Annotated in this window: 22 protein-coding genes and 1 pseudogene; 14 read left to right on the forward strand and 9 right to left on the reverse strand. The window is 64.0% G+C overall.

Going from position 1 to position 24,395, the window contains the following annotated elements:
• Nucleotides 1-64: 64 nt before the first annotated feature.
• On the reverse strand, nucleotides 65-1,069 hold the full coding sequence (locus tag U0023_RS30560) for a DUF2332 domain-containing protein (protein WP_009762862.1): 1,005 nt from the start codon (nucleotides 1,067-1,069) through the stop codon (nucleotides 65-67).
• Between the two features lie 172 nt (nucleotides 1,070-1,241).
• Between U0023_RS30560 and U0023_RS30565 the strand changes: the two genes are divergently transcribed.
• The 6 genes from U0023_RS30565 to U0023_RS30590 all read left to right on the forward strand — a co-directional run bounded on the left by U0023_RS30565 (nucleotide 1,242) and on the right by U0023_RS30590 (nucleotide 5,289).
• Nucleotides 1,242-1,784 (forward strand): helix-turn-helix domain-containing protein, encoded by a 543-nt coding sequence (locus U0023_RS30565; protein ID WP_009762819.1) that lies wholly within the window; start codon nucleotides 1,242-1,244, stop codon nucleotides 1,782-1,784.
• 14 nt (nucleotides 1,785-1,798) lie between these two features.
• Nucleotides 1,799-2,356, forward strand: a complete 558-nt coding sequence (locus U0023_RS30570) for a transposase (protein WP_040638622.1) — start codon at nucleotides 1,799-1,801, stop codon at nucleotides 2,354-2,356.
• 321 nt (nucleotides 2,357-2,677) lie between these two features.
• Complete coding sequence (locus U0023_RS30575; RefSeq protein WP_009762863.1) at nucleotides 2,678-2,929, forward strand: hypothetical protein; 252 nt, start codon at nucleotides 2,678-2,680, stop codon at nucleotides 2,927-2,929.
• Nucleotides 2,930-3,210: 281 nt separating this feature from the next.
• On the forward strand, nucleotides 3,211-4,290 hold the full coding sequence (locus tag U0023_RS30580; protein ID WP_009762864.1) for an AraC family transcriptional regulator: 1,080 nt from the start codon (nucleotides 3,211-3,213) through the stop codon (nucleotides 4,288-4,290).
• A gap of 50 nt (nucleotides 4,291-4,340) precedes the next feature.
• A complete protein-coding gene (locus U0023_RS30585) occupies nucleotides 4,341-4,703 on the forward strand; it encodes a hypothetical protein (RefSeq protein WP_009762865.1) in 363 nt (120 codons plus the stop codon).
• Nucleotides 4,704-5,025: 322 nt separating this feature from the next.
• The gene (locus tag U0023_RS30590) at nucleotides 5,026-5,289 is read left to right on the forward strand and encodes a DUF6894 family protein (RefSeq protein ID WP_009762866.1); all 264 of its coding nucleotides are present in this window, start codon (nucleotides 5,026-5,028) and stop codon (nucleotides 5,287-5,289) included.
• A gap of 309 nt (nucleotides 5,290-5,598) precedes the next feature.
• On the opposite strand, the gene U0023_RS30595 is transcribed toward U0023_RS30590, so the two are convergent.
• Nucleotides 5,599-6,315: a DJ-1/PfpI family protein gene (locus U0023_RS30595; protein WP_009762867.1), complete on the reverse strand. Its 717-nt coding sequence runs from the start codon at nucleotides 6,313-6,315 to the stop codon at nucleotides 5,599-5,601.
• Between the two features lie 408 nt (nucleotides 6,316-6,723).
• On the opposite strand from U0023_RS30595, the pseudogene U0023_RS30600 reads away from it, so the two are divergent.
• From U0023_RS30600 to U0023_RS30610, 3 genes and pseudogenes are all read left to right on the forward strand, one after another.
• Nucleotides 6,724-8,133 (forward strand): annotated as a pseudogene (locus U0023_RS30600) (IS701 family transposase).
• Nucleotides 8,134-8,236: 103 nt separating this feature from the next.
• Nucleotides 8,237-8,770: a winged helix-turn-helix domain-containing protein gene (locus tag U0023_RS30605; RefSeq protein ID WP_009489870.1), complete on the forward strand. Its 534-nt coding sequence runs from the start codon at nucleotides 8,237-8,239 to the stop codon at nucleotides 8,768-8,770.
• Entirely contained in the window at nucleotides 8,742-9,302 is a 561-nt protein-coding gene (locus U0023_RS30610) for an IS630 family transposase (RefSeq protein WP_083861334.1), read from the forward strand. The genes U0023_RS30605 and U0023_RS30610 overlap by 29 nt, the downstream gene beginning before the upstream one ends.
• 27 nt (nucleotides 9,303-9,329) lie before the next feature.
• Here U0023_RS30610 and U0023_RS30615 read toward each other — a convergent pair whose 3' ends face one another.
• Together U0023_RS30615 and U0023_RS30620 are read right to left on the reverse strand one after the other, a co-directional pair.
• A complete protein-coding gene (locus tag U0023_RS30615) occupies nucleotides 9,330-9,887 on the reverse strand; it encodes a transposase (RefSeq protein WP_322883900.1) in 558 nt (185 codons plus the stop codon).
• A gap of 14 nt (nucleotides 9,888-9,901) precedes the next feature.
• Complete coding sequence (locus tag U0023_RS30620; protein ID WP_322883901.1) at nucleotides 9,902-10,444, reverse strand: helix-turn-helix domain-containing protein; 543 nt, start codon at nucleotides 10,442-10,444, stop codon at nucleotides 9,902-9,904.
• A gap of 403 nt (nucleotides 10,445-10,847) precedes the next feature.
• Between U0023_RS30620 and U0023_RS30625 the strand changes: the two genes are divergently transcribed.
• The 3 genes from U0023_RS30625 (at nucleotide 10,848) to U0023_RS30635 (ending at nucleotide 17,358) form a co-directional block, all read left to right on the forward strand.
• Nucleotides 10,848-11,642 carry an IclR family transcriptional regulator gene (locus U0023_RS30625; RefSeq protein ID WP_009488859.1) on the forward strand — a complete coding sequence of 265 codons (795 nt, stop codon included), beginning with the start codon at nucleotides 10,848-10,850 and terminating at the stop codon, nucleotides 11,640-11,642.
• Nucleotides 11,643-11,682: 40 nt separating this feature from the next.
• Complete coding sequence (locus U0023_RS30630) at nucleotides 11,683-15,624, forward strand: hydantoinase B/oxoprolinase family protein (protein ID WP_009488861.1); 3,942 nt, start codon at nucleotides 11,683-11,685, stop codon at nucleotides 15,622-15,624.
• An 81-nt stretch (nucleotides 15,625-15,705) separates the two neighbouring features.
• Nucleotides 15,706-17,358, forward strand: coding sequence for an OPT/YSL family transporter (locus U0023_RS30635; RefSeq protein ID WP_009488863.1), 1,653 nt, complete (start codon nucleotides 15,706-15,708; stop codon nucleotides 17,356-17,358).
• Nucleotides 17,359-17,929: 571 nt separating this feature from the next.
• On the opposite strand, the gene U0023_RS30640 is transcribed toward U0023_RS30635, so the two are convergent.
• The 4 genes from U0023_RS30640 to U0023_RS30655 all read right to left on the reverse strand — a co-directional run bounded on the left by U0023_RS30640 (nucleotide 17,930) and on the right by U0023_RS30655 (nucleotide 20,930).
• Nucleotides 17,930-18,115 carry a hypothetical protein gene (locus tag U0023_RS30640; RefSeq protein WP_009488865.1) on the reverse strand — a complete coding sequence of 62 codons (186 nt, stop codon included), beginning with the start codon at nucleotides 18,113-18,115 and terminating at the stop codon, nucleotides 17,930-17,932.
• Between the two features lie 23 nt (nucleotides 18,116-18,138).
• The gene (locus U0023_RS30645) at nucleotides 18,139-19,443 is read right to left on the reverse strand and encodes an NRAMP family divalent metal transporter (protein WP_009488867.1); all 1,305 of its coding nucleotides are present in this window, start codon (nucleotides 19,441-19,443) and stop codon (nucleotides 18,139-18,141) included.
• Between the two features lie 145 nt (nucleotides 19,444-19,588).
• Complete coding sequence (locus U0023_RS30650) at nucleotides 19,589-19,795, reverse strand: hypothetical protein (RefSeq protein ID WP_009488869.1); 207 nt, start codon at nucleotides 19,793-19,795, stop codon at nucleotides 19,589-19,591.
• A 139-nt stretch (nucleotides 19,796-19,934) separates the two neighbouring features.
• Nucleotides 19,935-20,930, reverse strand: a complete 996-nt coding sequence (locus tag U0023_RS30655; RefSeq protein WP_040637797.1) for a Bug family tripartite tricarboxylate transporter substrate binding protein — start codon at nucleotides 20,928-20,930, stop codon at nucleotides 19,935-19,937.
• Nucleotides 20,931-21,085: 155 nt separating this feature from the next.
• Between U0023_RS30655 and U0023_RS30660 the strand changes: the two genes are divergently transcribed.
• Complete coding sequence (locus U0023_RS30660) at nucleotides 21,086-21,217, forward strand: hypothetical protein (protein ID WP_009488873.1); 132 nt, start codon at nucleotides 21,086-21,088, stop codon at nucleotides 21,215-21,217.
• Nucleotides 21,218-21,540: 323 nt separating this feature from the next.
• Nucleotides 21,541-21,759 (forward strand): DUF4287 domain-containing protein, encoded by a 219-nt coding sequence (locus tag U0023_RS30665; protein WP_009488875.1) that lies wholly within the window; start codon nucleotides 21,541-21,543, stop codon nucleotides 21,757-21,759.
• Between the two features lie 448 nt (nucleotides 21,760-22,207).
• Here the strand turns inward: U0023_RS30665 and U0023_RS30670 are convergent, their stop codons facing one another.
• Nucleotides 22,208-24,373, reverse strand: coding sequence for a S8 family serine peptidase (locus U0023_RS30670; protein ID WP_009488881.1), 2,166 nt, complete (start codon nucleotides 24,371-24,373; stop codon nucleotides 22,208-22,210).
• Between the last annotated feature and the right edge of the window lie 22 nt (nucleotides 24,374-24,395).

A 24,395-nucleotide genomic window follows, 5' to 3' on the forward strand; every position in this document is an offset into this window, starting at 1 on the left:
ACGTCCTGAGGCTGATACGAACGTCACACGTGAAGACTGCGCGGCGACTGGCGGGTGCTAGAGATCACATGGTGCTCTTCCTTCGACCGTTTGCCGGGGGCGGTTCAGCAATCCAGTCGAGGGTCGCACCATGGGGATGGGCCGCAGCGACAGGTTGCCCATTCACAGCCAACATGAAGAGAGGGGGGCGCAACTCGCGATCGATCTTCGCTGCGATGCTTGGGAAAACCCTCGGCTCCTCGTTGCTGATCCAATAGTCGCACAATGAGAGCGCCTGCGCGGCGAACGCGTCACGTTGAGCTTGATCAGACACGTAAGCGAGCACGGCTGTGTGAAACACCACCAGAGTTGCGTCACGGGGAGCTTCCTTCACGAGCAGGGGGAGATCCCGGGTAAGGTCTCCTTGCACGATGGAAGGCGGGTCTGCGCGGGCGACCTGCACGGCGGCGCGTAGGCGCGCCAGCCGATCCGACTGCTCGGGCCAGACGAGCGTCTCAAGCCAGGCCATTTGATCGGCGTCCTTGACGTCAAGCGGACGAATATCCAAGCCGGCCCGCCAAACCACACGAGGCAAGCTCTTGGGCACAGGCGTGGCCTCATCCGCGCGACACGGAAAAACCGGAGTGTCTGCCGTCATGTCAACCGGCCTGAGCACGTGGACGCCGTAGTCGTAAGCATAGCGGTCAGGCAGCAGGCAGAGGCCAGCCGACGTGCCAACTTCGAGAAGGGCGAGGGGCTGCGGGAGCAATGCGAGGACCGGCAGGAGGGCTGCGCAACGTCCAGCCTCGTTGGTCTGCGTCGATCGTTCCATGATTACGGTGCGGATCTCGCCCCAATGCGCGAGCGCATTGCGCCGAAAGTCAGCCCAGCCCCCCGGCACGCCGGTGACGTGACGTACAGCAGCAAGAAGAAGGTTGGGCTGCTGCTTCGCCGGAGGCAGATCGGCGAGATGCGCGAGCATGTCAGGGTCGTCTGCGATACTCTCGCTGAGCGCCTCATACAGCGGTGAGCGACCCCGGGCCTCCTCCCGGGCGAAGCGGCGGTAAGTCTCTGCGATTGCGGTGGTCATGACGAAACGCTCCCTGTCGGGACAAAACCGCTTGTCGAAGCCACTCTATCACGTCCAGTTCATTTGAATGACACCCAAAGTGAAACACCTCGGTGACGTCCTCTAAGTGGTGCATCCGGTATGTTCAGGGGGTATAATCGCGGCTTGCTGGCCTGCGGGCGGGAGGTGACCCATGACACCGATCTGCTTACGGGATTTGACCGTTGAGGAGTGTGCACGGGTCCAGACGTTGGCTCACGCGCGCACCGCTCCGGCTCAGATGGTGCAACGGGCTCAAATCATCTGGCGCGCGCGTCACGGCGAGAGCCCATCCGCCATTGCCTCTCGCCTGGGCCTGGATGTCGAGACGGTGCGCAAGCGCATCCACCGCTTCAATGCAGAAGGAGTGGAGGCCCTGAAGGATCGGCATCGCTCCGGACGCCCGCCCACCTATCCGCCTGAGCAAGCCGCCACCGTGATCGCCACGGCGCTGATCAAGCCAGAGACGCTCGGGCTGCCGTTTGCCGCCTGGACGCTCGACCGACTGGCCGCCTACCTGCACGAGGTCAAAGGCATTGCGATGCAGCGCAGCCGCATCGACGAGATCCTGCTCCAGGAGGGCTTGCGCTGGCACAAGCATGAGACCTGGTTCGGCGAGCGGGTCGATCCGGCCTTCGCCACAAAAAGGGGGCGATCGAAACGCTCTACACCGCACCGCCTGCAGGCAGTTGGGTAGTCTGTCTCGACGAAATGGGACCGGTGAGCGCGAAGAGCGACGCGGGTCGTGCGCTGGTGCAAACAAAGACGCGACCAGCCGAGCGCGCGAAGCGGGAGATCGACTACGGCCGGCGCGCCAAGGGCTACATCTTCGGGGCCTTCTGTCCCGCGACCGGCGCAGCGTTCACGCATCCCTATCCCGGACGGGGTGGCGCGCATTGGGTCGACTTCCTGGAGCACGTTGAGGCCTGGATCCCGCGCACGACCCAGCGGATCTATGCGATCATGGATAATCTGAGTTCGCATCGCACGACCGACGTGTTGCTGTTTCTGCTCGCCCATCCGCGCTGGGAGATGGTGTTCCAGCCCAAGTACGCGGCTTATCTCAACCTGATCGAGCCGTGGTGGAAGATCCTGCGCTCGCTGGCACTGGCGGGCCGGCGGTTCGAGAGCTGGGACGAGATCATCGATGCGATCGACCGCGCCACGATCTACTGGAATGCGCATCGCCATCCCTTCGTCTGGGGTCAACGCCGCCGGCATCGGCCGCGCCGCTCACCCGGCATCGCCCTGCTGCCCAAGGCAGCATGACTTGCCGGATGCACCACTAAGTGTCCCACAGCTATACCGCCGGTTCATCGGCCCTTTTCGGTTTCGGTTTAACAGTGCTTTTATTGGTCCGAGAGCTAGCGGCCAGGAGCCGACGTTCGTTGGTCGGCCGGAACGTGAAGGGTTGACCCAGTGCGGACCATCCCGTGATCGGAGCATGTGGATGGACCGAGCGTGTGGAGCAGACTGTGCATCCGGGAAATCGTCTTCCGAAGACGCTCGAACGGAACTCTATCCGAGCCGATAAACGGTTATCAGAATTTCCATAGCCTCGCGCGCAATTCGGCACATGATCGGTAGGCCATGCCCCATGCCTGGAAAGAATGCGAAGACCTTGCCAAGGCAGACATTGACATCTCCGAGGGCGAGAGGCGCGTGGCCCAGCAGATCACCCTGATCGGGTGGATGGCCCAGAAGAGGCACGATACAGAGGAAGCAACGAAGCTGCTCTGGAATTACCAGACCACCCTTGCGGGGTGGCGCGAGCATCGTCGCCTGATCCTGGAGGCGATCGAGCGTCTGGAGGGGCTTGGCCACGACATCCCTGTTCGATAACGCCCTAGCGGAAATCGGCGAGGCGTTCCGTCAGCACGCGGATCAGGTCCTGATGGGCCTTTAGAGCCTTCCCATAAGGTCAGACGCAAGACTTGCGCGGGACAGGTCACGGAACAGCTTAGCTGCGCCGCTTGCAAGAAAAGGGATCGATCATCCCCACATCTTGGCCCCAATTATTTATTAACCTACGTTAACTTTTGCGGATCGCAGCCTGCGTGTTCAGTCATGCCGACCTTGTGGACCGTGCTTCTACTCTCGGACCTCCACTAGGGGCGACGGCGATGACAGACATTGTGCTTCCGCCTGCGAGTGCCAGCGTACAGCCTGCCTCATCCCAATCACCAGCCAGCCTGACCCTGCCTCCCGGCTACGTCTACCCCGGCGTCTCCCAGGAGATCGTGCCGGTCCTGCACGAGTTCGGCCTCAATCCCGAGCCGCTCATCCGCGCGGCAGGCCTCGACCCGCGCCTGTTCGCCGATGGGACGAGCGTGATCCCGTTTGCAGCCCTGGGCCGGCTGTATGCCCTATGCGGGACCCGCACGAACTGTCCTCACTTCGGGCTCTTGGTCGGCCGGCGGGCGAGCATCCTGTCGCTCGGTCTGGTCGGCCGCCTGATGCAGCACGCGGACACGGTTGGCGATGCCATGCGGGCCTTGGTGGCGCACCTGAGCCTCCACGACCGGGCGGTGGCTCCCGCGCTGATGCTCAGCGACGGCATGGCCCTGCTCACCTTTGCGACCTACCAAGCGGAGAGCGCGGGCGTGCAGCAGGTCCTCGACGCCGCCCTGGGTGTGACCGTCAACATCCTGCGGAGCTTGTGCGGGGCGAACTGGCACCCAACCGAGGCTCTGGTGCCCCGAGCTGCTCCGGCGGAAACCGAGCCATACCGGCGCCACTTCCGTGCTCCAGTGCGGTTCAACCAGGAGATCGCCACTCTCGTGTTCCGGGCCCGGGACCTGGGACTCCGGATTGCCGGTGCCGATCCCATCCTCTGGGCCATGCTGGAGGAGCGGATCCAGCAATTGAAGGGCGTTCAGGGCTCCGAGTTCTCGGACGACATCCGGCGGCTGCTACGCACGCGGATCATGAGCCGGCGCTGTTCGGCCGAAGACATCGCCGAGCTGCTGACCATGCACCGCCGTACGTTGAGCCGGCGGCTCAAGGATAGCGGTCAGGGTTATCGCTCGATGACGAACGAGACCCGGTTCGAGATCGCCCGCCAGTTGCTGGAGGACACTGACGTGTCGCTCGGCCAGATCGCGGCAGCGCTGGGCTACTCCGAGGCGAGCGCCTTCACCCGTGCCTTCCGGCGCTGGTCGGGCCAGACGCCCAGCGCGTGGCGCAGCGAAAGCCACGGCTGAGATCCGTTCGATTGACCAAGCGGGCTCTGTCTGGGACCCAGGAGACCTCCATGCATCGTCTTGTGGCTGGCCTTGGATTGATGGGCCTCCTCGTCGTGGGCGCAAGCCCTGTCGGGGCGCAGCAGCAGTTCGACGGACGTTGGGGTATCGAGGCGATCCCGACCAAGGGGGCCTGTAAGAGGGTCTACCGATACGCCGTCACCGTTGAAAACGGCACCATCCGCAGCAACACCCCAAGGCGTGCCGTGATCAGGGGGCGGCTGGACCCGAGTGGTCGCGTTCAGGGAAGTGCCGAACGCAACAGGACCAGGGTCGATGTTACCGGCAACTTGTCAGGACGCTCCGGGTCAGGCCAATGGACCATGGCGGGACGATTGAACTGTTCCGGACAATGGCGGGCGGAAAAGCAGTAAGCGCAGCAAGCAGGGCTCACCTGAGGAATTTGACAGCCTATAGAACTGGGGTGCTTCTGAAGTCGCGCTGGACACGCAGGCGTCCTTCCCACACCTCCTCCGCTCCAGGTTTGGGACACGGCCAGGCATCACTCCGCCGCTCCGCAATCCGTGAAGCTCGGTGCTGATCCATCCGCAGTTGTGAGGCCATTGCAGCCAACGCGATGCGCATACGCGACCCTCGTCACGAAATGCAAAGCGAATGTCCCAACCGGACAAGCAGATGCCGCGGATCGGATCAGCATGACGAAACAGTTGACACGGGGCAAAGCCGGAGGGGGTCATGCCTCGGTTCTTTTTCCACATCCGGGACGTTCGTCTCGGACTGAGTCGCGACGAATTGGGGCTCGACTGCCCTGACGTGGAGGCTGCCTACCTTGAGGCGTGCCGGGCTGGCCTGGACCTGAGGCATGAGTTTGTGGCCCGGGGCCAGTCTCCGCAGGACTTTTCCATCGTGATCGCCAATGCCGCGCACGAGTTCGTCTCCGAACTTCCGTTCACTGTCGTGTTCGGTCATCGGATGGCCAAGAATAATGCCCATCCCTAGGGAGAACGCCATCGGTTGGGCGAACTCATCACCCCGACCTGATCTTTACCAGGGAGCGAGCACAGCGCGGATTGATCCCGGGGGCGTCCGATTCCAATCGGCAGAGGGATTCCTGCTCCCGCAGCAGCGACGGCGCCTTTTGACACTTCTCGGAATTAAGGCTTTGGTCTGCCCATGACGCGGTGAGCCGACCTTCATTTGATTTGTTGTTCGTTACTCGTTGACCCAGCGCAGACACCGCTCACGGCGCCATTAATCTTGACCAATTGCCGATGGGTCAAACGATGCTCGGACACGTTCGCTGGTGATCTATTGCAAGGGCCGCTGGGATTCCAGCCGGCGGCGGATTCCCTCATGAGCGCTTTCGTTGCGCTGGATCATGAGTGCGGTGGCGGGTTCAGGCGCCTGATCAGGGTGGCCGGCATCAAGCGGAGGAGAAGGATCGTACTCGATGGCGAGTTGAATAGCCTGGGCGACCTCGGCCCCTGCTAGTTCGGCGACGACGCTGATTGCGAAGTCGATCCCCGCTGACACGCCACCTGAGGTGAAGACATTGCCGTCGTGCACGATCCTCGCCTTTTCGTGACGAGCGCCGACCAGCGGCAACAGGTCGACATAGGCCCAATGCGTTGCCGCGCGACGCCCCACGAGCAACCCGGCCGCCCCGAGAAGAAAGGCCCCCGTGCATACGGACGTCACGTACCGGGCCTGCCCACCCTGGGTGCGGACGAACTCAACCGTCTCGGTGTCGGCCAGCGCATCGACAACGCCAGCCCCACCCGGCACGCAGATCAGGTCGAGCCTGGGAGAGGTGTCGAACGTGCACGTCGGCATGATCCCCAATCCACGGTCGCTCGAAACCGGCTGCAACGTCTTGGCGATCACGTGAGCCGCTGATTGTGGAAACCGGCTGAGGACCGTAGGTGACGGAGGTGTTCCCAGCCGACTGAGGACTTCGAACGGGCCGGTGAAGTCAAGTTGCGTGATCCCGGGAAAGATCACAAAGCCAATGTTGAAGTCGGCCATGCTGCACTCCTCCGTGCTGGGAGCCACGCGAAACCTCCGCCGACCATTGCGTCTCCTGCAACAGCTCGCAATGAGTCATCGGCCGTCGAATTCGGTGGGGCTTGATCTCAAGCCAACGGGATGCTCCTCACACCGCGGCGAGGATCTCGAACTCGCCGCTATTTTCGTTGGGAACAGGGTTCAACCCACCATGCAGGTGCAAGCGTTAACGAGGCATAGCGTCCTTGGACCTGCGGAGAACATCGCAAGTCAGGATAGTCGACGGAGTCGAGATGTCGATCAAATATAAGTTGTGGGATTCATCAGGAACTGTGACCTCTACACAGGCCCGGATCGGCCTAGTACTACCGTGTCATAAACTGACGGGTCGAGGTATAGTCGGAAGTGCCATCATACGGAGGGCGTGTGATGAACCTTCCTATCCCATCGGAGACGCGCGAGGCGCGGTTTGCCACGTATGTTGATGCCCTTGCGGAAGGGCTCGGCCATGCCGACCGGGTCGCCCCGATGCAGGCCTACTGTACCGGGCTTCTCCTGCCGGGTGAACGCAAGAGCATCGAGCCCATGGCGGCGCGGCTCGCCCCTCACCGCGCCCGGGCGGCCCACCAATCCCTGCATCATCTCGTAGCGCAGGCCGAGTGGTCGGATGAGATCCTGCTGGCGTGCGTGCGTGAGCAGGTGCTGCCCGTCATTGAACGGCATGGGGCCATCCGCGCCTGGATTGTCGATGACACCGGCTTTCCCAAGAAGGGCAGCCATTCGGTTGGAGTGGCCCGGCAATACTGCGGGCCGTTGGGCAAGCAGGACAACTGCCAGGTCGCGGTCAGCCTGTCGCTGGCCAACGCTCACGCAAGCCTGCCGATCGCCTATCAGCTTTATCTGCCCAAGGAGTGGGCGCTGGATCCCGAGCGACGGATCAAGGCCGGCGTGCCGGATTCGATCCCGTTTCGCAGCAAACCCACCATCGCGCTCGCCCAGATCCGGGCGGCGCTGTTGGCGGGGGGGGTCACCGGCTGTGGTGCTGGCCGATGCCGGATATGGCTCAGAGACGGCGTTTCGCACCGCGCTGACCACCATGGGCCTGACCTACATCGTGGGCATTGCGTCGAGCACCAGCCTGTGGGCGCCCGGCACCGGGCTCGTGCCGCCGCAGCCCTGGAGCGGGCGTGGGCGTCCGCCTACACTGTTGCGGCGGGACGCTCAGCACAAGCCGGTCTCAGCCCTGAAGTTAGCGAAAGATCTGCCTCGAAGCGCTTGGCACATAGTTCCGTGGCGGGAAGGCTCCAAGGCTCCGCTGACGTCGCGCTTTGCGGCCGTGCGGGTGCGGCCGGCGCACCGCGACTACTGGCGTGCGACCCTGCGGCCGGAGGAGTGGTGTCTGATCGAATGGCCTGAAGGCGAGAAGCGGCCGACCAAGTACTGGCTCTCGACCCTGCCGGCCAACACCGTCCTGCGGGACCTTGTTGATCTGGCGAAACTGCGCTGGCGGATTGAGCGGGATTATCAGGAGCTCAAGCAGGAGATCGGTCTGGGACACTTTGAGGGACGGGGCTGGCGCGGGTTTCATCACCACGCCACGCTGTGCCTTGCGGCTTACGGCTTCTTGGTTTCCGAGCGGAGCCGGTTTCCCCCCTCAGCGCCGGTCCGGCTCACGACCGGCCAAGCGTCCCGCCTCTCGAAAGCCGACCAGCCTCGTGGCTGCGCCCATCCGCCCCGAACGCCACGTCGCCCAGTCGATCGCCACCATCCGGGCTGAACTCATCTGCGCTCTCGTGCGAAGGCTCCCACGATGTCCCTGCTGCCATACAAAGTTTATGACATAGTAGTACTAATACCCAGCCAGGGAATTGCTGACTCGGATTTGCGTCGGGGCGCCTGACGTGATTCACTGCGGAGCGGGGGCGTTGTTGAGGGGATCAGCATGGCTGCCCTCCGGATCCGCCAGGACTACTCACCATCCGACTTACGCCAACGGGCTGCTCGTGAGAGGGACACCCGGGCCAGCCTGCGGTTGCTGGCCATTGCCAATGCGCTTGAGGGCATGACCCGAACGGAGGCCGCCCGCCTGGCCGGCATGGAACGTCAGGCTCTGCACGATGCCATCCTGCGCTTCAATGCCGAGGGACCGGACGGTCTGCATGACCGCCATCGTTCCGGTCGCCCGGAGCAGCTCAGCCCTGGTCAGCAGGCCGCTCTCAAGGCCCACATCCTGCACGGGCCGGAGCCCGAGCGCGATGGGGTGAGCGCCTGGCGTCTGGTCGATCTGTGCGAGTACGTCGAGCGGACGTATGGCGTGAGCTACAGTGAGTGGGGGCTCTCGTGCCTGCTCAAGCGGCTGGACCTGTCACGGCAGAAGACCCGGCCCTCGCACCCGAAAGGCAATCCGGCCGCCCAGGCGGCGTTCAAAAAAGGAGCTGCCCTCAGCGCTGCAGGCCGTCGCGGCAGAGCATCCTGAGGCGCGTCTTCAGCTCTGGTGCCAGGACGAAGCGCGCTTTGGCCAGAAGGGCCGGACCACCCGCGTTTGGTACGAGCGTGGGGTACGTCCGCCCGGCGTGGTCGATCAGCGCTTCGAGAGCTTGTACCTGTTTGCCGCCTGCCGTCCCGGCACGGATGAGACCTTCGCGTTGGCTCTGCCGCGGGTGAATGCCGACGCGATGACGATCTTTCTGGAGCAGTTTGCCCGGCAGCTCGAACCCGGCGTACATGCAGTGCTCGTGCTGGATCAGGCTGGCTGGCACGACGCGCGGGCCTTGCACGTGCCAGAGACGATCACGCTGTTGCCTTTGCCGCCGGCGTCACCCCAGCTGAACCCGGTGGAGCGGGTCTGGCTCTACCTGCGTGAGCGCTATCTCTCGCATCGGATGCTCGACGATTATGAAGCCGTGTTGGACGCGGTCTGCCGCGCCTGGAACCGGCTCCTCGATGAGACAGGCCGTCTCACAACATTGACGGCCTACCCGTATCTCACTGCGTCAGGAATTCCATGAGCGGGTATAAGTGGTGCATCCGGCAAGTCATGCTGCCTTGGGCAGCAGGGCGATGCCGGGTGAGCGGCGGGTCCGATGGCGGCGGCGTTGACCCCAGACGAAGGGATGGCGATGCGCATTCCAGTAGGTCGTGGCGCGGTCGATCGCATCGATGATCTCGTCCCAGCTCTCGAACCGCCGGCCCGCCGATGCCAGCGAGCGCAGGATCTTCCACCACGGCTCGATCAGGTTGAGATAAGCCGCGTACTTGGGCTGGAACACCATCTCCCAGCGCGGATGGGCGAGCAGAAACAGCAACACGTCGGTCGTGCGATGCGAACTCAGATTATCCATGATCGCATAGACCCGCTTGGTCGAACTCGGGATCCAGGCCTCAACGTGCTCCAGGAAGTCGACCCAGTGCGCGCCACCCCGTCCGGGATAGGGATGCGTGAACGCTGCGCCGGTCGCTGGACAGAAGGCCCCGAAGATGTAGCCCTTGGCGCGCCGACCATAGTCGATCTCCTGCCTCGCGCGCTCGGCCGGCCGTGTCTTTGTTTGCACCAGCGCACGACCCGCGTAGCTCTTCGCGCTCACCGGTCCCATTTCATCCAGGCAGATCACACAACTGCCTGCAGGCGGTGCGGTGTAGAGCGTTTCGATCGCCCCCTTTTTGTGGCGAAGGCCGGATCGACCCGCTCGCCGAACCAGGTCTCATGCTTGTGCCAGCGCAAGCCCTCCTGGAGCAGGATCTCGTCGATGCGGCTGCGCTGCATCGCAATGCCTTTGACCTCGTGCAGGTAGGCGGCCAGCCGGTCGAGCGTCCAGGCGGCAAACGGCAGCCCGAGCGTCTCTGGCTTGATCAGCGCCGTGGCGATCACGGTGGCGGCTTGCTCAGGCGGATAGGTGGGCGGGCGGCCGGAGCGATGCCGATCCTTCAGGGCCTCCACTCCTTCTGCATTGAAGCGGTGGATGCGCCTTCGCACCGTCTCGACATCCAGGCCCAGGCGAGAGGCAATGGCGGATGCGCTCTCGCCGTGACGCGCGCGCCAGATGATTTGAGCCCGTTGCACCATCTGAGCCGGAGCGGTGCGCGCGTGAGCCAACGTCTGGACCCGTGCACACTCCTCAGCGGTCAAATCCCGTAAGCAGATCGGTGTCATGGGTCACCTCCCGCCCGCAGGCCAGCAAGCCGCGATTATACCCCCTGAACATACCGGATGCACCACTTAAATGGGCGTTGGTTTTGGACCGGCTGCACGGTGCAGCCGGGTTCCTCTGCGACCTGCACCCTTTTTCGGCGGGAAGGTCTCCAAATGGCACTGGGCTGAACTTGGCCGTATTTCCGCAATGGATCGGTATCGGGACCTTCGCAGAACGTCGCCCAAGGACTCAGGAGACCCACAGGGGACTTTCAGGGGTTGCCATATAGGGGATCATTCGCCGGCCTGTTTGTCCAACTAATGGATAACAAGCTGGGCAAGAGGGACTGCCTTGGCGAAAGCCTGAGCCTCAATTACAGTCCAATTATATCGAACCTAGTTCAACATATTTGGACAAGCGCCGATGAGTGCACTTCGCAATGCCGCCGCCGTCCTGCGCTGCTTCACCGCGGCCACGCCGGAGCTGTCCGTCACGGACATCGTCGAGCGTCTCGGCCTCGCCAAAAGCACCACCTCCTGGCTCCTGAAGCTGATGGCCGAGGAGGGCTTTCTCGAGGTGGCCGCTGCCAGCCGTCGCTATCGACCCGGACCTCTCCTCATCGCATCGGGCCACCTCTTCCGCACAACCTCGTCGCTGGTTGGGGCCGTCCACGAATTCATCGCCGTCGTCGTCGCCGAGGTCGGCCACACCGGATACATCTCGATCCTCGATGGGACGGACGTCTTCGCCATCCGGATGCATCCCGGCAGCCATCATCTCCGGGTCGTGACCCCGATCGGCCTGCGCCTGCCGGCTTTCGCAACCGCCGTGGGGCGCAGCCTTCTCGCCCGCAATTCGGACGAGGACGTCCGCGAACTGTTCCAGCGTCCCCTGCCAAGGATTTCGGACCAGGCTCCAGGGACCTTGGACGAGTTGCTCCCACGCCTCGCCACCGTGCGCCAGGCGGGCTTCGCCGAAGCCGACGACGAGGGCAACAGGGGGGTCGGCTCGGTGGCCGTCTCGATTGCCGACCCGGCTGCCAGGGAGGCGGTTTCCGCCTGCATCTCGTTTCCGCTGTCGAACGTCTCGGCCGACGAGCGTCAGGCGATCCGGGGAAGACTCGTCTCCGGGGCGAGCGAGCTCGGTCGCCGCTTCGACGATTCCTTCTGGACCTCCCGTCCGATGCCATCGGCCCGGGTCCGGCACACGGCAGCCTGAGGCTGCCACGAACCAACATGCGCTTTACAGGGAGGCTTGCATGACCCGCGATCGCTATCGCATAGGCTTCGACATCGGCGGAACCTTCACGGATTTCGTGCTCTCAGACGCGCGGAGCGGCGACATCCGCCTCTACAAGTGCCTGACGACACCGGAGGATCCGTCCATCGGTGCTCTCGAGGGACTCAACGCCATCACGCAAGATGCCGGGCTGACGCTGTCGGACATCGGCGAGATCGTGCATGGCACCACCCTGGTCACGAATGCCGTCATTGAGCGGAAAGGGGCCCGGCTCGGGCTCATTACGACCCAGGGCTTCGGTGACCTGCTGGAGATGGGCACGGAGCAGCGCTACGACATCTACGACCTGTTCCTCACCTATCCGGAACCCTTCGTCGAACGCCGCAACCGTCTGGAGGTGACGGAACGCATCGACCGCGATGGAAGCATCGTCACGGACCTCGACGAGAGCGAGGTCCGACGCGCGGCACGCAGTCTGCGTGAGCGGGGCGTCGAAGCCGTCGCGATCTGCTTTCTCCATTCCTACCGCAATCCTGCGCATGAACAGGCGGCCGCCCGCATCGTGCGTGAGGAGATGCCAGAAGCCGCGGTCTCGGTCTCATCGGAGGTTGTCGCGGAACTTTGGGAATACCAGCGCTGCGTCACGACCTGCGCCAATGCCTATGTCCAGCCGTTGATGAACGGCTATCTGACACGTCTCGAGCACGAGCTCGACCAGCGCGGCTTCAGCGGAACCCTCCGCCTCATGCATTCCGCAGGGGGCCTTGTCTCACCTGCGACCGCCCGGGCCTTTCCGATCCGTCTGCTCGAATCCGGTCCCGCCGGCGGTGCCCTTGCCACGGCGCTCTTCGGCGAGCGGGCCGGCAAGAAGGACGTGATTGCCTTCGACATGGGAGGAACGACCGCCAAGGCCTGCCTTATCGAGGACGGCCGCGCGGAAATCGCCCCCATGCTGGAGGCCGGCCGCGTCCATCGTTTCAAGAAGGGCTCGGGGCTCCCGATCAAGGCCCCCGTCATCGACATGATCGAGATCGGCGCCGGCGGCGGCTCGATCGCCGCCATCGACGAGGTCGGTCTGCTCCGGGTGGGGCCGCATTCCGCCGGTGCCGATCCAGGACCGGCGTGCTACGGCCGCGGCGGCACGAAGCCCACCGTCACCGATGCCAATCTCGTCCTCGGCTACTATGACCCGGGCTTCTTTCTCGGCGGCAAGATGAGCCTCGACAAAAGCGCCGCCGAGGACGCCATGCGATCCGTCGCAGATCCGCTTGGCCTGTCGGCTGCGGAGGCGGCCTGGGGCATCCACAAGGTCGTGGTCGAGAGCATGGCCGATGCCGCGCGGGTCTACCTCGTCGAGAAAGGCAAGGACCCGCGGAATTATGCGATGGTCGGCTTCGGCGGCGCCGGTCCGGCTCATGCGGCGGAGGTCGCCCGCACGCTCGGCGTGCGCGAGCTTATCATCCCGCCTGCGTCCGGCGCAGCCTCCGCGCTTGGCTTCCTCGTCGCTCCGCTCTCCTTCGAGCAGGTGCGCTCCCTGCCCGTGCGCTTGTCGGAAGGCTTGGACGCGGTCGCCCTCAACCGGACTCTCGACGAACTCGAAAGCCACGGGCGCGAACTCCTGGCCGAGGCCGGGATCAGCGGGGCCGCGGTGACGGTCGAGCGCTCGGCCGACATGCGCCTCGTGGGCCAGATGCACGAGATTACCGTTCCCCTTCCGGGTGGCCGCATCGACGAGGCGAGCCTGCCTGAAATCCACGCGGCGTTCGCCAAGGCCTACACTGCCCGTTACACCTCGCTCTATCCGGGCGCGCAAGTGGAAGCGGTCAACTTCCGGGTGCGGTGCACCGGTCCGGCCCCCGATCTGCAAGTGCGCGATGCGACAGGCGACGCGCAAGGCCGGAAGCAGAAGGGCACGCGCCAGGCCTGCTTCGGCGATGGCGCAGGCTTCGTCGACGCCGCGGTCTATGATCGGTATGCGCTCGCGTCCGGCGACAGGATTGCGGGACCGGCGATCATCGAGGAGCGCGAGGCCACCACGATCGTGCCGCCGGGTGATCACGTCACGGTCGACGAGGTTGGCAATCTTCGCATCGCAATCGCGGAAGTCTCGGCTCGCGATGCGGTCGTGACCTCCGAGATGTCGCTCGAGGATGCAATCCGGCAGATCGAGGCCGATCCGATTGCCCTTGAGATCATGTGGAGCCGCCTGATCACGGTCGTCGACGAGATGTGGCTCACGATCGTGCGCACCGCGTTCTCGCTCATCATTGCCGAGTCGCAGGACTTCGCCTGCGAACTGCTCGATCCCACGGGGGAGACACTGGCTCATTCGCCCCGCGCGATGCCGGTGTTCAATCTTACTCTGCCGCGGGCCGTGAAGGCGCTGCTCGAGAAGTTCCCGGCCGAGACCCTCCAGCCCGGAGACGTCCTGGTCACCAACGATCCGTGGCTGTGCGCCGGACACCTGTTCGACATTGCCGTGGTGACGCCGGCCTTCAAGGACGGGCGGTTGGTCGGTCTCATGGGGACCGTTGGACACGTGGCCGACATAGGTGGCACCAAGGCCAGTCTGAGCGCCCGCGAGATTTACGAAGAGGGCCTCCAGATTCCTCCGATGAAGCTGTTCAAGGCTGGGCAGCCCAGTGAGGACCTGTTCGCCCTGATCGGCGAAAACGTCCGCAACTCCGCCCAAGTGATCGGGGACATCCACGCCTTCGTGGCGGCCAATGCGCTCGGAGCCGAGCGCCTGGTCGCCTTCATGGATGAGTACGGCATGCAGGACCTCAAGGCGCTTGCCGCGGTAGTCCAGGGCCGCTCGGAGAAGGCCATGCGGGACGCCATCCGTGCCCTGCCGGACGGGATCTACACGTCGGAGATCTCGAACAATCCTCTCGGCGAGCCAATGCGTTTCCCGCTCAAGCTGACGGTCAGCGGCGACACAGTCGAGCTCGATTTTGAGGGCGCTCCGCCGCAGGTGGCCCAAGGCGGCTTCAACTCGACGCTGAACTATACGGCCGCGCACGCGACGTATCCGCTCAAGTGCATGCTGACGCCAGGCGTTCGCGGCAATGCGGGCTGTTATCGCGCCTTTACCGTCAAGGCTCCCGAGGGCTCGATCCTGAATTGCCGCAAGCCCGCGGCCGTCAACCTGCGCACCCGCACCGGGTGGTACATCGCGCCGAACGTCTTCCGGGCCCTGGCCGAGGCGGCGCCCGACAAGGTCCAGGCCGCCACGGGGCTTCCCGTTGCGACCAGCATCTATGGATACGATCCCTCCGGACGCCTCTATGCCGACCATCTCTTCGTCGGCGGTGGACAGGGCGGCTCGGACCGCGGTGACGGCAAGTCGGGCCTGATGTGGCCGACCTCCGCGGCCAACACCTCGATCGAGCTGTTCGAGTCCCGCGTGCCGGTGCTCGTTCTCGAGAAAGCCTACCTGCCCAACAGCGGCGGGCCGGGGCGTCATCGCGGCGGCCTGGGTCAGCGGGTCCGGTTCCGCAAGCTCGAGGACGATGGGCAGACGACGCTCGTCTCGATTTATCCCGAGGGCGTGAAGGTCGTTCTGCCAGGGCCCTTCCGGGGCCGTCCCGGAGGAGCAGCCTCCGGTGCCGTGCGGACCCTCGACGGCAAGCTGCTCAAGGATTGCGGCACAGGTGATCTCGTGTCGCTGACCTCCACGGAGGAGGTGGCCGAAGTGGTTCTGGCCGGCGGAGCCGGATTCGGCGATCCGCTCGAGCGGGCCCTCGACAAGGTCGCGGATGACCTTGCCAACGGCTACGTGACCGCCCGCGCGGCTGCTCATGATTACGGTGTCGTCGTCAGCGGTGACGGCCGCATCGAGGAGGCCGCCACCGCGGAGACCCGGCGCCGCCTGCATGCGGAGGACCGCGAGGGGCTTGCGCCGAAGCAGGACGAGCGTCGGGCGCCAGCCCCGCTCGACACCGCCGCGTACGCATCGTGAAGAGCGCGACAAGCGCCTCCGGCTTCATCCGCCCCGGGAATCCCCGGGGCGGCGCCAACACCAAGACAGTGGGAAACGTCCATGACCGACAATCTGCATCCCTTGACCAGCCGTGAGCCGCCACCGGCCGCGGCCGTATCATCCTCGCGGGCTCATCCCAGCCTGTTCGAGCCGACCACCCTTCTCCTGATCACGGTGCTCTGCATCTTCGGCGCCATCATCGGGATGCAACTGCTCGTCTCGCTCGGGATCACCGCGAACACGTCACTCATCGGTGCCCTTGCCGCGATGGCGCTGGCCCGGGTGCCGCTCGCGGCCCTGACGCGCTATCGCTCGATCCACGTTCAGAACCTGGCCCAGACCGCGATCTCATCGTCGACGTTCGGGGCCGGAAACAGCCTGCTCCTGCCGATCGGCATTCCCTTCGTCTTGGGACGACCCGATCTGATCCTGCCCATGTTCGCCGGCGTGTTCCTGGCGATGCTGCTCGATGCCTATCTCCTGTATCGCATGTTCGACACGAAGGTGTTCCCGGCGACGGGAGCCTGGCCTCCCGGCGTCGCGGCGGCCGAGGCGATCAAGGCCGGCGACCAAGGCGGGCGCAAGGCGGTGCTGATGGGCATCGGCGTTGCCGTCGGCGTGGTGGGCTCCTGGTTCAAGATTCCGATGTCGGCGTTCGGTGTCGCCTTCATCGGCAACATCTGGGCACTCGCGATGTTCGGCATCGGCCTGCTGCTCAGGGGCTACTCGACGACGATCTTCAACACGCCCTTGTTCTCGTCCGTCATTCCGGGCGGCGATCTCATGAAGGCTTACATCCCGCATGGCTTCATGATCGGCGCAGGCCTGGTCGCTCTCGTGCAAGTCGGTCAGGTGCTGATGCAGCGCAGCCGAGACGGAACCCCAGCCGGACCCGCGGATATCGGCCTCAAGAAGGCCCTCGGTCTCGGCACCATCGCCTACATCGGGATCGCCGTGCTGATCGCCGTCACCGGTGGCCTGATGATGGAAATGTCGTTTGGCATGCTGGTGCTCTTCGTGCTCTATGCGGCGTTTGCGGCCTACGTCCACGAACTGATCGTTGGCCTCGCGGCCATGCATTCCGGCTGGTTCCCGGCCTTCGCGGTGGCCCTGATCACGCTCATCATCGGCATGTTGATCGGCTTTCCGATTCCGGCGCTCGCCATGCTCGTCGGATTCTCGGCGGCGACAGGGCCGGCCTTTGCCGACATGGGCTACGACCTCAAGGCCGGCTACATCCTGCGCGGCAATGGCGCGGATCCCGCTTTCGAGCTCGCAGGACGGCGCCAGCAGCTCTACGCGGCGATGTTCGCGTTCGTTATCGCGGGCGTCATGGTGTTCTTCTCGTATGAGACCTTCTTTGCCCAGAACCTCGTAGCGCCGGTCAACCGCGTCTATGCGGCGACGATCAACGCGGGCGTGGCGCCGGGAGTCGCCTGGTCTCTGTTCATCTGGGCCATTCCGGGAGCTGTCCTCCAATTCCTGGGCGGCTCGAAACGTCAGATCGGGGTGCTGTTTGCCACAGGGCTCCTGATCAGCTTCCCGATGGCCGGCTGGGCGGTGCTGACCGGCATCGTGGCCCGCATCGCCTGGGAGCGACTGCGTGGGCCGGAAGGGGAAGGCGACATGGAGGTGTTCGCGGCCGGTGTCATCGCCGGGGACGCTCTCTTCAGCTTCTTCGACTCAGTCACGAAGAACCTGTTCAAATCCTAGTCGCGCTTGGCTCGGTGGGGCACGACGGTGCCGGACTCGGCCTAAGGGCTCGATGCCGGAGCCGTCGATCACGGACCGCAAGAAAGCCCACCCTTCCGAGCGAAGAGTGGGCTTTGATTGGATCCTTAGGGAAATGGGAAGCGAACCGCTGAGGCGGAAGGTGCAACAAAGGCTGCGCAAGACGGAGAGACAGTCCCTTGCACCACCCGGGTCAATATATGCTCCGGTTTGGTCAGACTCTTAAACCGGTGACACACAAATCTATCACGTTGCTACGTAGAGCCGTGTCATGGATGATCGTCTTCACATTCCAGTCATAACGCACGTCGAGGCGGTTGCTCGCCAGGTTTCTCTGAACCGAGGGCTGGAACGTCACGGAGTGCGAAGGTCTCCTCTTGGCACAGGGCGGACCTTGGCCGCATTTCCGCTTTGGCGGCGTGAGCAGCCGTTGTCACCGCCATGCTGAACGGCCGTGGTTGACACAAGGGAGAAGTTCCAACCATTGCTTGCAGCTTGGTATTTTGGTCGTCCGCGAACTGCATCCCAAAATCCTGTGAGGCGGGCAGCAACCTCAATGGCGGCCCTGCCGCACGAAGTACCAGACAGCTCCCAATTCGAGCGCTGCCCCACCTGTCACCAGCAGGGCGCTGAGGCTCTGTATGACGCTACTGCCCTGGATCATGAGCTTCTCAAGAACGAGGCCGAGAATACCCACAAGGATGACGATCCCCGACACGATCAGGCGACGCCGGAACATATCGCGAGGGTTTGCAGGGCCCCCTAGAGGAACCACGTGACGACCAGGCAAACGGTGGCCAGGAAGGTAATGCCGGTGGTGGCCCAGCCCAGGATATTGGTGAACCGGCCATTCACCCGCTCGCCCATGACCTTCCGGTCATTTGCCAGGAGCATCATCATGAACAGCAGGGGCGGCACGGAGAAGCCCTGCACGATACCCGACCAGACCAAGGCTCTCATTGGGTTGAAGCCGAGAAAGTTCAGCCCCACCGCCAATGCCGTCACAACGCCGATCGTGGCGTAGAAGAACTTGTTCTCCGATGGCTTGGCATGCAGGCTGCCCTTCTTGCCGAAGCCCTGAACGATGTCGTAGGCGGCGCCCGTGGTCATGATCGGGACGGCCAGGAAGCCGACACCGATGATCCCGGCGGCAAACAGCCATTTCGCTGCGGGCCCGGCCAAGGGCTCAAGCGCGGTCGCGGCCTGCGCGGCGGTCTCGATCTGCGTCTGACCGGAGGCGTGCAGCGTGCTGCCGGTGGCCAGGATGATGAAGTAGAGGATCACGTTCGAGAAGATCATACCAGTGAGCACATCCCGCCGGGTGCGTTCGATCTCGACGTTTGTGGCTCCCTTGCGCTGCCAGAGGTGGCGTCGCCCTTTCAGGATCTCCTCCTCGACCTCCTGGTTGGACTGCCAGGTGTAGACATAGGCCGAGAGGGAGGTGCCGATGCAGGCGACCACGATCGAGAGGAACTCGATGTTGAACTGGATGCGCGGGATGACGGTGCCTATGAGGACTTCCACCGGATCCGGTTTGGCCAGGATGGCGGCCACCACATAGGCGAACAGGATCAGGGCGAGCCAGCGGAAGATCTTCCGGATCGTCGAGTACGAGCCGAAGTACTGAAGCGCGAAGATCACTGCTGCCGTTCCGGCCACCAGCACCGGAACCGGAAGCGGGATCAGGAGATTCATGGCCGCGCCGATGCCGCCCAGATCAGCCGCCGCCTCGATGATGTTGCCAATGAAGGCGCCGATCATGGTCGGGTAGAGCACCCAGCGCGGGAACTGATCCCGGATGATGGCGAACAGACCCTTGCCGTAGACCTGCCCGAGCTTGGCCGAAAGATAAACCACCACGTACATCATCGGCAGCAGGACGGGCGCGATCCACAGGAAGCCGAGCCCGAACTTGGCGCCTGCACTGGCGTAGGTGCCGATTGCAGACGGGTCATCATCGGCCGCACCCGTGATGATGCCAGAGCCAAGAACGCGAAAGAGGCCGCCCTTCTGAGGCGGGTGGCCCTGTTCCCTGGTGTCGAAGGGCTCACGGAGCTTCTGGTGCATGGGGTCTCACTCGGTGGCGGGAGCGGACTTAACTCACCAGGAGGGCATGTGTTCGAGCCGCTTCGAAATCACGGATCACGACCTTTGCAGTGCATCCATCACTTTCTCGGGCGGCCGGTCGAACAGGAGGCCGCCCGGTGTCCGCTCAGCGCGGTTCCCGACTGGCACGTATGATGCGCAGCAGTTCTTCCCGCATCTGGGGCCATCGATCTTCCGGGACAAAGGGAGCAAGCTGGCTGATTGCAGCGTTCAACTGCTCCTCGTCCAGGGCTTCAGGATCGGTCAGGTAGTGGCCATGCTGTTGCAGATTATCCGACAACTGCTCATCGAGGGATTTCAGAAGGTTCGCCATGTGCCCCCTCCTTGGGGAAGGCGCGCTCTTTGTACACTCTGGTCACTGGGCAGAGAACACGGGTGATCGACCGGTGTTCCCCAAGCAACGGGTGCGAACGCTTCGCTCCCTTTAACGATCAGCCCACCCTCGGCCTCAATCAGTCGATCTGAACACCAGCTTCCTTCACGACCGGGGTCCACTTGGCGATCTCCGCCTTGACGTGCTCGCCAAGGGCCTCCGGGGTCGATCCGACCACCGTGGCACTGAAGGTCTTCAGCCGCTCCTGCACGGCCGGGTCCTTCACAGCCTTGAGCGCCTCGGCATTCAACCGATCGACGATCTCCTTCGGGGTCTTGGGCGGGGCAAACAGGGCATTCCAGGTATAGGTCTCATAGCCGGAAAGCCCGCCCTCGGCGATGGTCGGCATGTCCGGGAAGGACGGGGCCCGTTCCTTGGTGGTCACGGCAATGCCGCGCAGCGTGCCCGCGCGAATGAACTCGGAGGATGAGGGAAGGTTGTCGAACATAATGGGCACTTGGCCGGCTACCACATCGTTCAGGGCCGGGCCGGCGCCGCGGTAGGCAATGTGCTGCATGTTGACCTTGGCCATGGTTTTGAAAAGCTCGCCTGACAGGTGCAGCGGGGTGCCGACACCGGATGAGGCGTAGTTGTACTTGGACGGATCAGCCTTGAGGAGCGCGATCAGCTCCGGCACGGTCTTGGCCGGCAGGCTGGGATGCACCACCAGCACGTTCGGTACGACCACGAGCAAAGAGATCGGCGTGAAGTCCGTCACCGCATCGTAGGGCTTGCGCTTGAGCATGAGCGGATTGAGCGCATGCGTAGCCACCGTGCCCATCAGGATCGTGTAGCCGTCGGGCTCGGCCTTGGCGACGCGGGCCGCCCCGGTGCTGCCGCCCGCCCCGGCGACGTTCTCGACGATCACCTGCTGTCCCAGCCCCTCAGACATCTTCTGGGCGATGATGCGGGCGACCACGTCCGTGGAGCCGCCGGCTGCGAAAGGCACCACCATGGTGATTGGACGGGCCGGGAAGGTCTGAGCGAGAGCAGGCGTAAGGCCGAAGGCTGTGCCGGCCAGAAGGGTGGCGCTGATGAGAAGGGCTTGGCGTCGGGTCGTTTCGGTCACGATCAGGTCTCCCGCGATGTGAGGTCGGCGGCAACGAGGCGCCTTATGACCGTCTTACATAGCCGGAACGTGATCTCGGTCTATGGCCTGGAAGCATTTGGGATGTTGAACAATGCCCTGAAGCGGGTAAGAGAGCCAGGTTCACCCCAAGGAGGTTATAAATGTTCGACAGATTGCTCGGCGATGAGCCCACCAACGATCCGGCCGTCCGTGCGGGGAGCGTCATCGGCAACATCATAGGGATCGCTCTGTATCCAGTCCTGGCCTGGGTTGCGATGCAGGGGCTTTTCTAAAGCCAGTCTGGAGTGTGGGCGGTCTCGATGCCACACTTTTGCGTCTCATCATGCGTCCGTTGTTCCAGGTCCGAAGGGCCGGAAATAAACTCAGGAATGTCGCTTTCGGCACATTTGCGAAGTAAAGCGAATGTCTGCGGACGGAGGGGACAACAGACATTCCTCGCGCGCCAGCAATTTTCTCAAATGACCAAACCGAGTTCAGTTAGCCGGGCTTACAGAGTTTGTGCACAGAACCACGTCTGTCTGTCGCTTGACGTCAGCGAATCCTCCATGATTTTTGAGCCCTCGCATTCACACTGGGTTGGTAAAGCGTCCGTCAGATGACTCAAGGAAACCAAGTCAAAGGTCCCGCTTCATATTTCCCTTCCATCGAGAAGAAGTACGGCCATCCGATCAGCCATTGGATGAACGTTCTGGATGCCATGAAGGGCAAGAAGCACATGGAAATGGTTGCTGCCCTTAAGTCACAACACGAAATGGGCCAAGGACATGCCAACGCTCTCGTGGCCTATCATCAGGCACGAAACGGAGAGGCCTGACCAATACAGCCCTGTGATGGTGGCTGGCTGCACGAACGAAGCCTTGGTCGTCAGCTCAATCAACAGCCTATTGTGAAGGCCGCTAACGCGGAGGATCACTTTTTGGCACGCCCGAGACGTAAGCGCTTGGTCCGCTTCAGTGGTCATGAGGCGACGTTCATTGGCCGGCTGGAAGGTGAAAGGTTGACCGATTTCTGACGATGGGGTCGCGGATCCCCGATGGCTTGCAACTCCGGCCATCGGCCCAACCCTCCTGAAGAGGATCCGGGGCATGGGGCACTGTGACGTGCGCCCGATCCGGCAGATGACGGATGCCGAGCTGCTCCAGCGCACCGTTAGGATGATGACGCCGCAGCTCTCGCGAGAAGGTCGCCCACCCACGTCTGCCGACATCGAAGCGCAATGCACGGTCGCAGGACCAGATCCGGAGCGGCTGGACAGGTGTAAGTCAGGGCACATCGACGCGTAGCCCCGTGTAGGGCACCGCAGGTCGGGTCCTCGGAGCGGTTGCAATCGCTGGAGGATCCGCTGACGGCTCACACAGGCTGGCCATTTGGATGAGGCCGAAGCCGAAGACGGGATCCCGCCCGGGCTCGCCCAGATCGAGGGTGGCCGTCTCCAGCCGGGCCCGCATTGCTGACATGTCGAGATCGGGACGCGAGGCCAGCAGGATTCCTGTGGCAGCGGACACGAACGGCACGGCATAGGACGTGCCCGACTTGAGGGAGCCGGTCCCCTGGGCCGAGGCCGTCCAGACATTCACGCCGGGTGCGGACAGATCAATGTACGGGCCGTGCGTCGCCCGTCGGTACACGTTCAATTCCTGATCGACGGCCGTGACGGCCACGACACCTGGATAGGCGGCGGGATAGGACGGCTCGGCACCGGCACCATTGTTGCCGGCCGCCGCGACGAAGACGATGCCCTTCGCCTGGGCGGCGGCAATGGCCTTCTGAAGAACCTCGTTCGCCGGACCCGACAGGCTCATGTTGATCACCCGCACCCCATGCTCTGCCAAGGCTTCGATCGCTGTGACCAGCGACGTCACGTCCGTCCGGTCAGCGGTGCCGCCGTCGCGATAAAAGGCGTCCACGGCAACGAGCCGTGCGTCCGGCACCAAGCCAGGGGTTTGGCTTCCCGGCCGGCCGACGAGGAGAGCCGCAACGGCTGTGCCATGATCCTGCAACGAGGCGGTAGCGCGGCGGGTGGGTTGGGGCACGATCTCGATCGCCTGACCCTTCAGGGCGGCGTGCTCGACATTGATCCCCGTATCGATCACCCCGATGAGAGGAGCGGAGCCGCATTGAGAGGTATTTGATGCTGACCACTTCACAAGGGAGGCCCAGTTCACCAGCGAGGGAGACTTGCACTCGACGCCGGTGCAGGCCGGGCTGCCCTCATCGAGATAGTAGAACTGGTCGAAGTCGACCAAGGCCTGGGCATCGACGAGACGGACCTGTTGCCGGGCCTGCGCGACCGGGACACCGCTTGGCACCTGGAGCCTGATCACGCGAGCCGTGAGGCTGCCCTGGGTCCGGCTCTCGATCCGGAAGCCCTGCGCGGTTAGCCGGGCCAGGTCGGCCGGGGATAGGCCCGAGGCCACGATGGAGCGCGTGGATCGCCGCGGCTTGGGACGGCGGTCGATCTCGTCGGCCACAGGCACGGCACGGTTGAGCCGGGCTGTAACCGCAGGTGCGGTCTTTGCCGCCTGCACCTGAGCGGCAGCCTTGGCTCGGCTGGGTGGCTGAGGAGATGCCGCAGCCTTGCTTCGGCTCGCCGGAGCCGTGCCCGTGCCGGCTTGGGTCCGTTGGCTCGTGCCGCTCGATGCGGTTGCGGCACTCGGCGTGCTAGCTCCTGAATTGCCCTTGCTGCCGCTGGGGCCCGCGGCCGCACCCGCTCCCTTGCCGGGATTGGCATTCCCGTTGTTGCCGGAGCTGGCCGTGCCGCTGGTGCCACCGGCATTGGTGTTGCCCTTGCCCGCACCGGCCGCGTTGCCAGCGCCGTTTCCGTTGCCGCCTGCGTTTCCGTTGCCTCGACCGTTCCCCTGGCCGCCTATGCCGCCGCCCAGACCGCCGGCGTTGGAGTTGCCTCTGCCGCCATTGCTGTTGCCAATCCCGTTGTTGTTGCCATTTCCGTTCCCACCGACATTCCCCTGATTGCCTGCGTTGCCGCTTCCGCCGCCTCGGCCTCCTCCATTGTTGCCGTTGCCTCCGGCGTTTCCGTTACCGGCACCACTACCCGCGCCGCCTCCATTGGCATTGCCGTTATTGGCACCGTTGCCGTTTCCTGCACCGCCTGCTGGGCCACTGCCGTTCCCGTTACCGCGAGCGTTCCCGTTTCCACCACCGCGTCCGCCGCCATCGGAATTGCCGTTGCCGCCAGCATTGCCGTTGCCACGTCCGCCGCCGTCGCCCCGGCCGCCCCCGTTTCCATTGCCATCGCCATTCCCATTCCCGCCACCGTTGCCGTTCCCACCACCGTCACCCTTGGCGAGGGCGGATCCGTTCAGGATGGGCAGGCTCGAACCGTGGCCGAGGTCCAGTTGAACGCGCACGGGAAGGGCAATTGCAAGGCCTGCAACCGCGATGAGGGTCTGTTGCCACCAGCGTGCCATGAATCTTCCGCGCCTCAGTCGA

This window comes from Microvirga lotononidis (assembly GCF_034627025.1).
Taxonomy (GTDB): Bacteria; Pseudomonadota; Alphaproteobacteria; order Rhizobiales; family Beijerinckiaceae; genus Microvirga; species Microvirga lotononidis.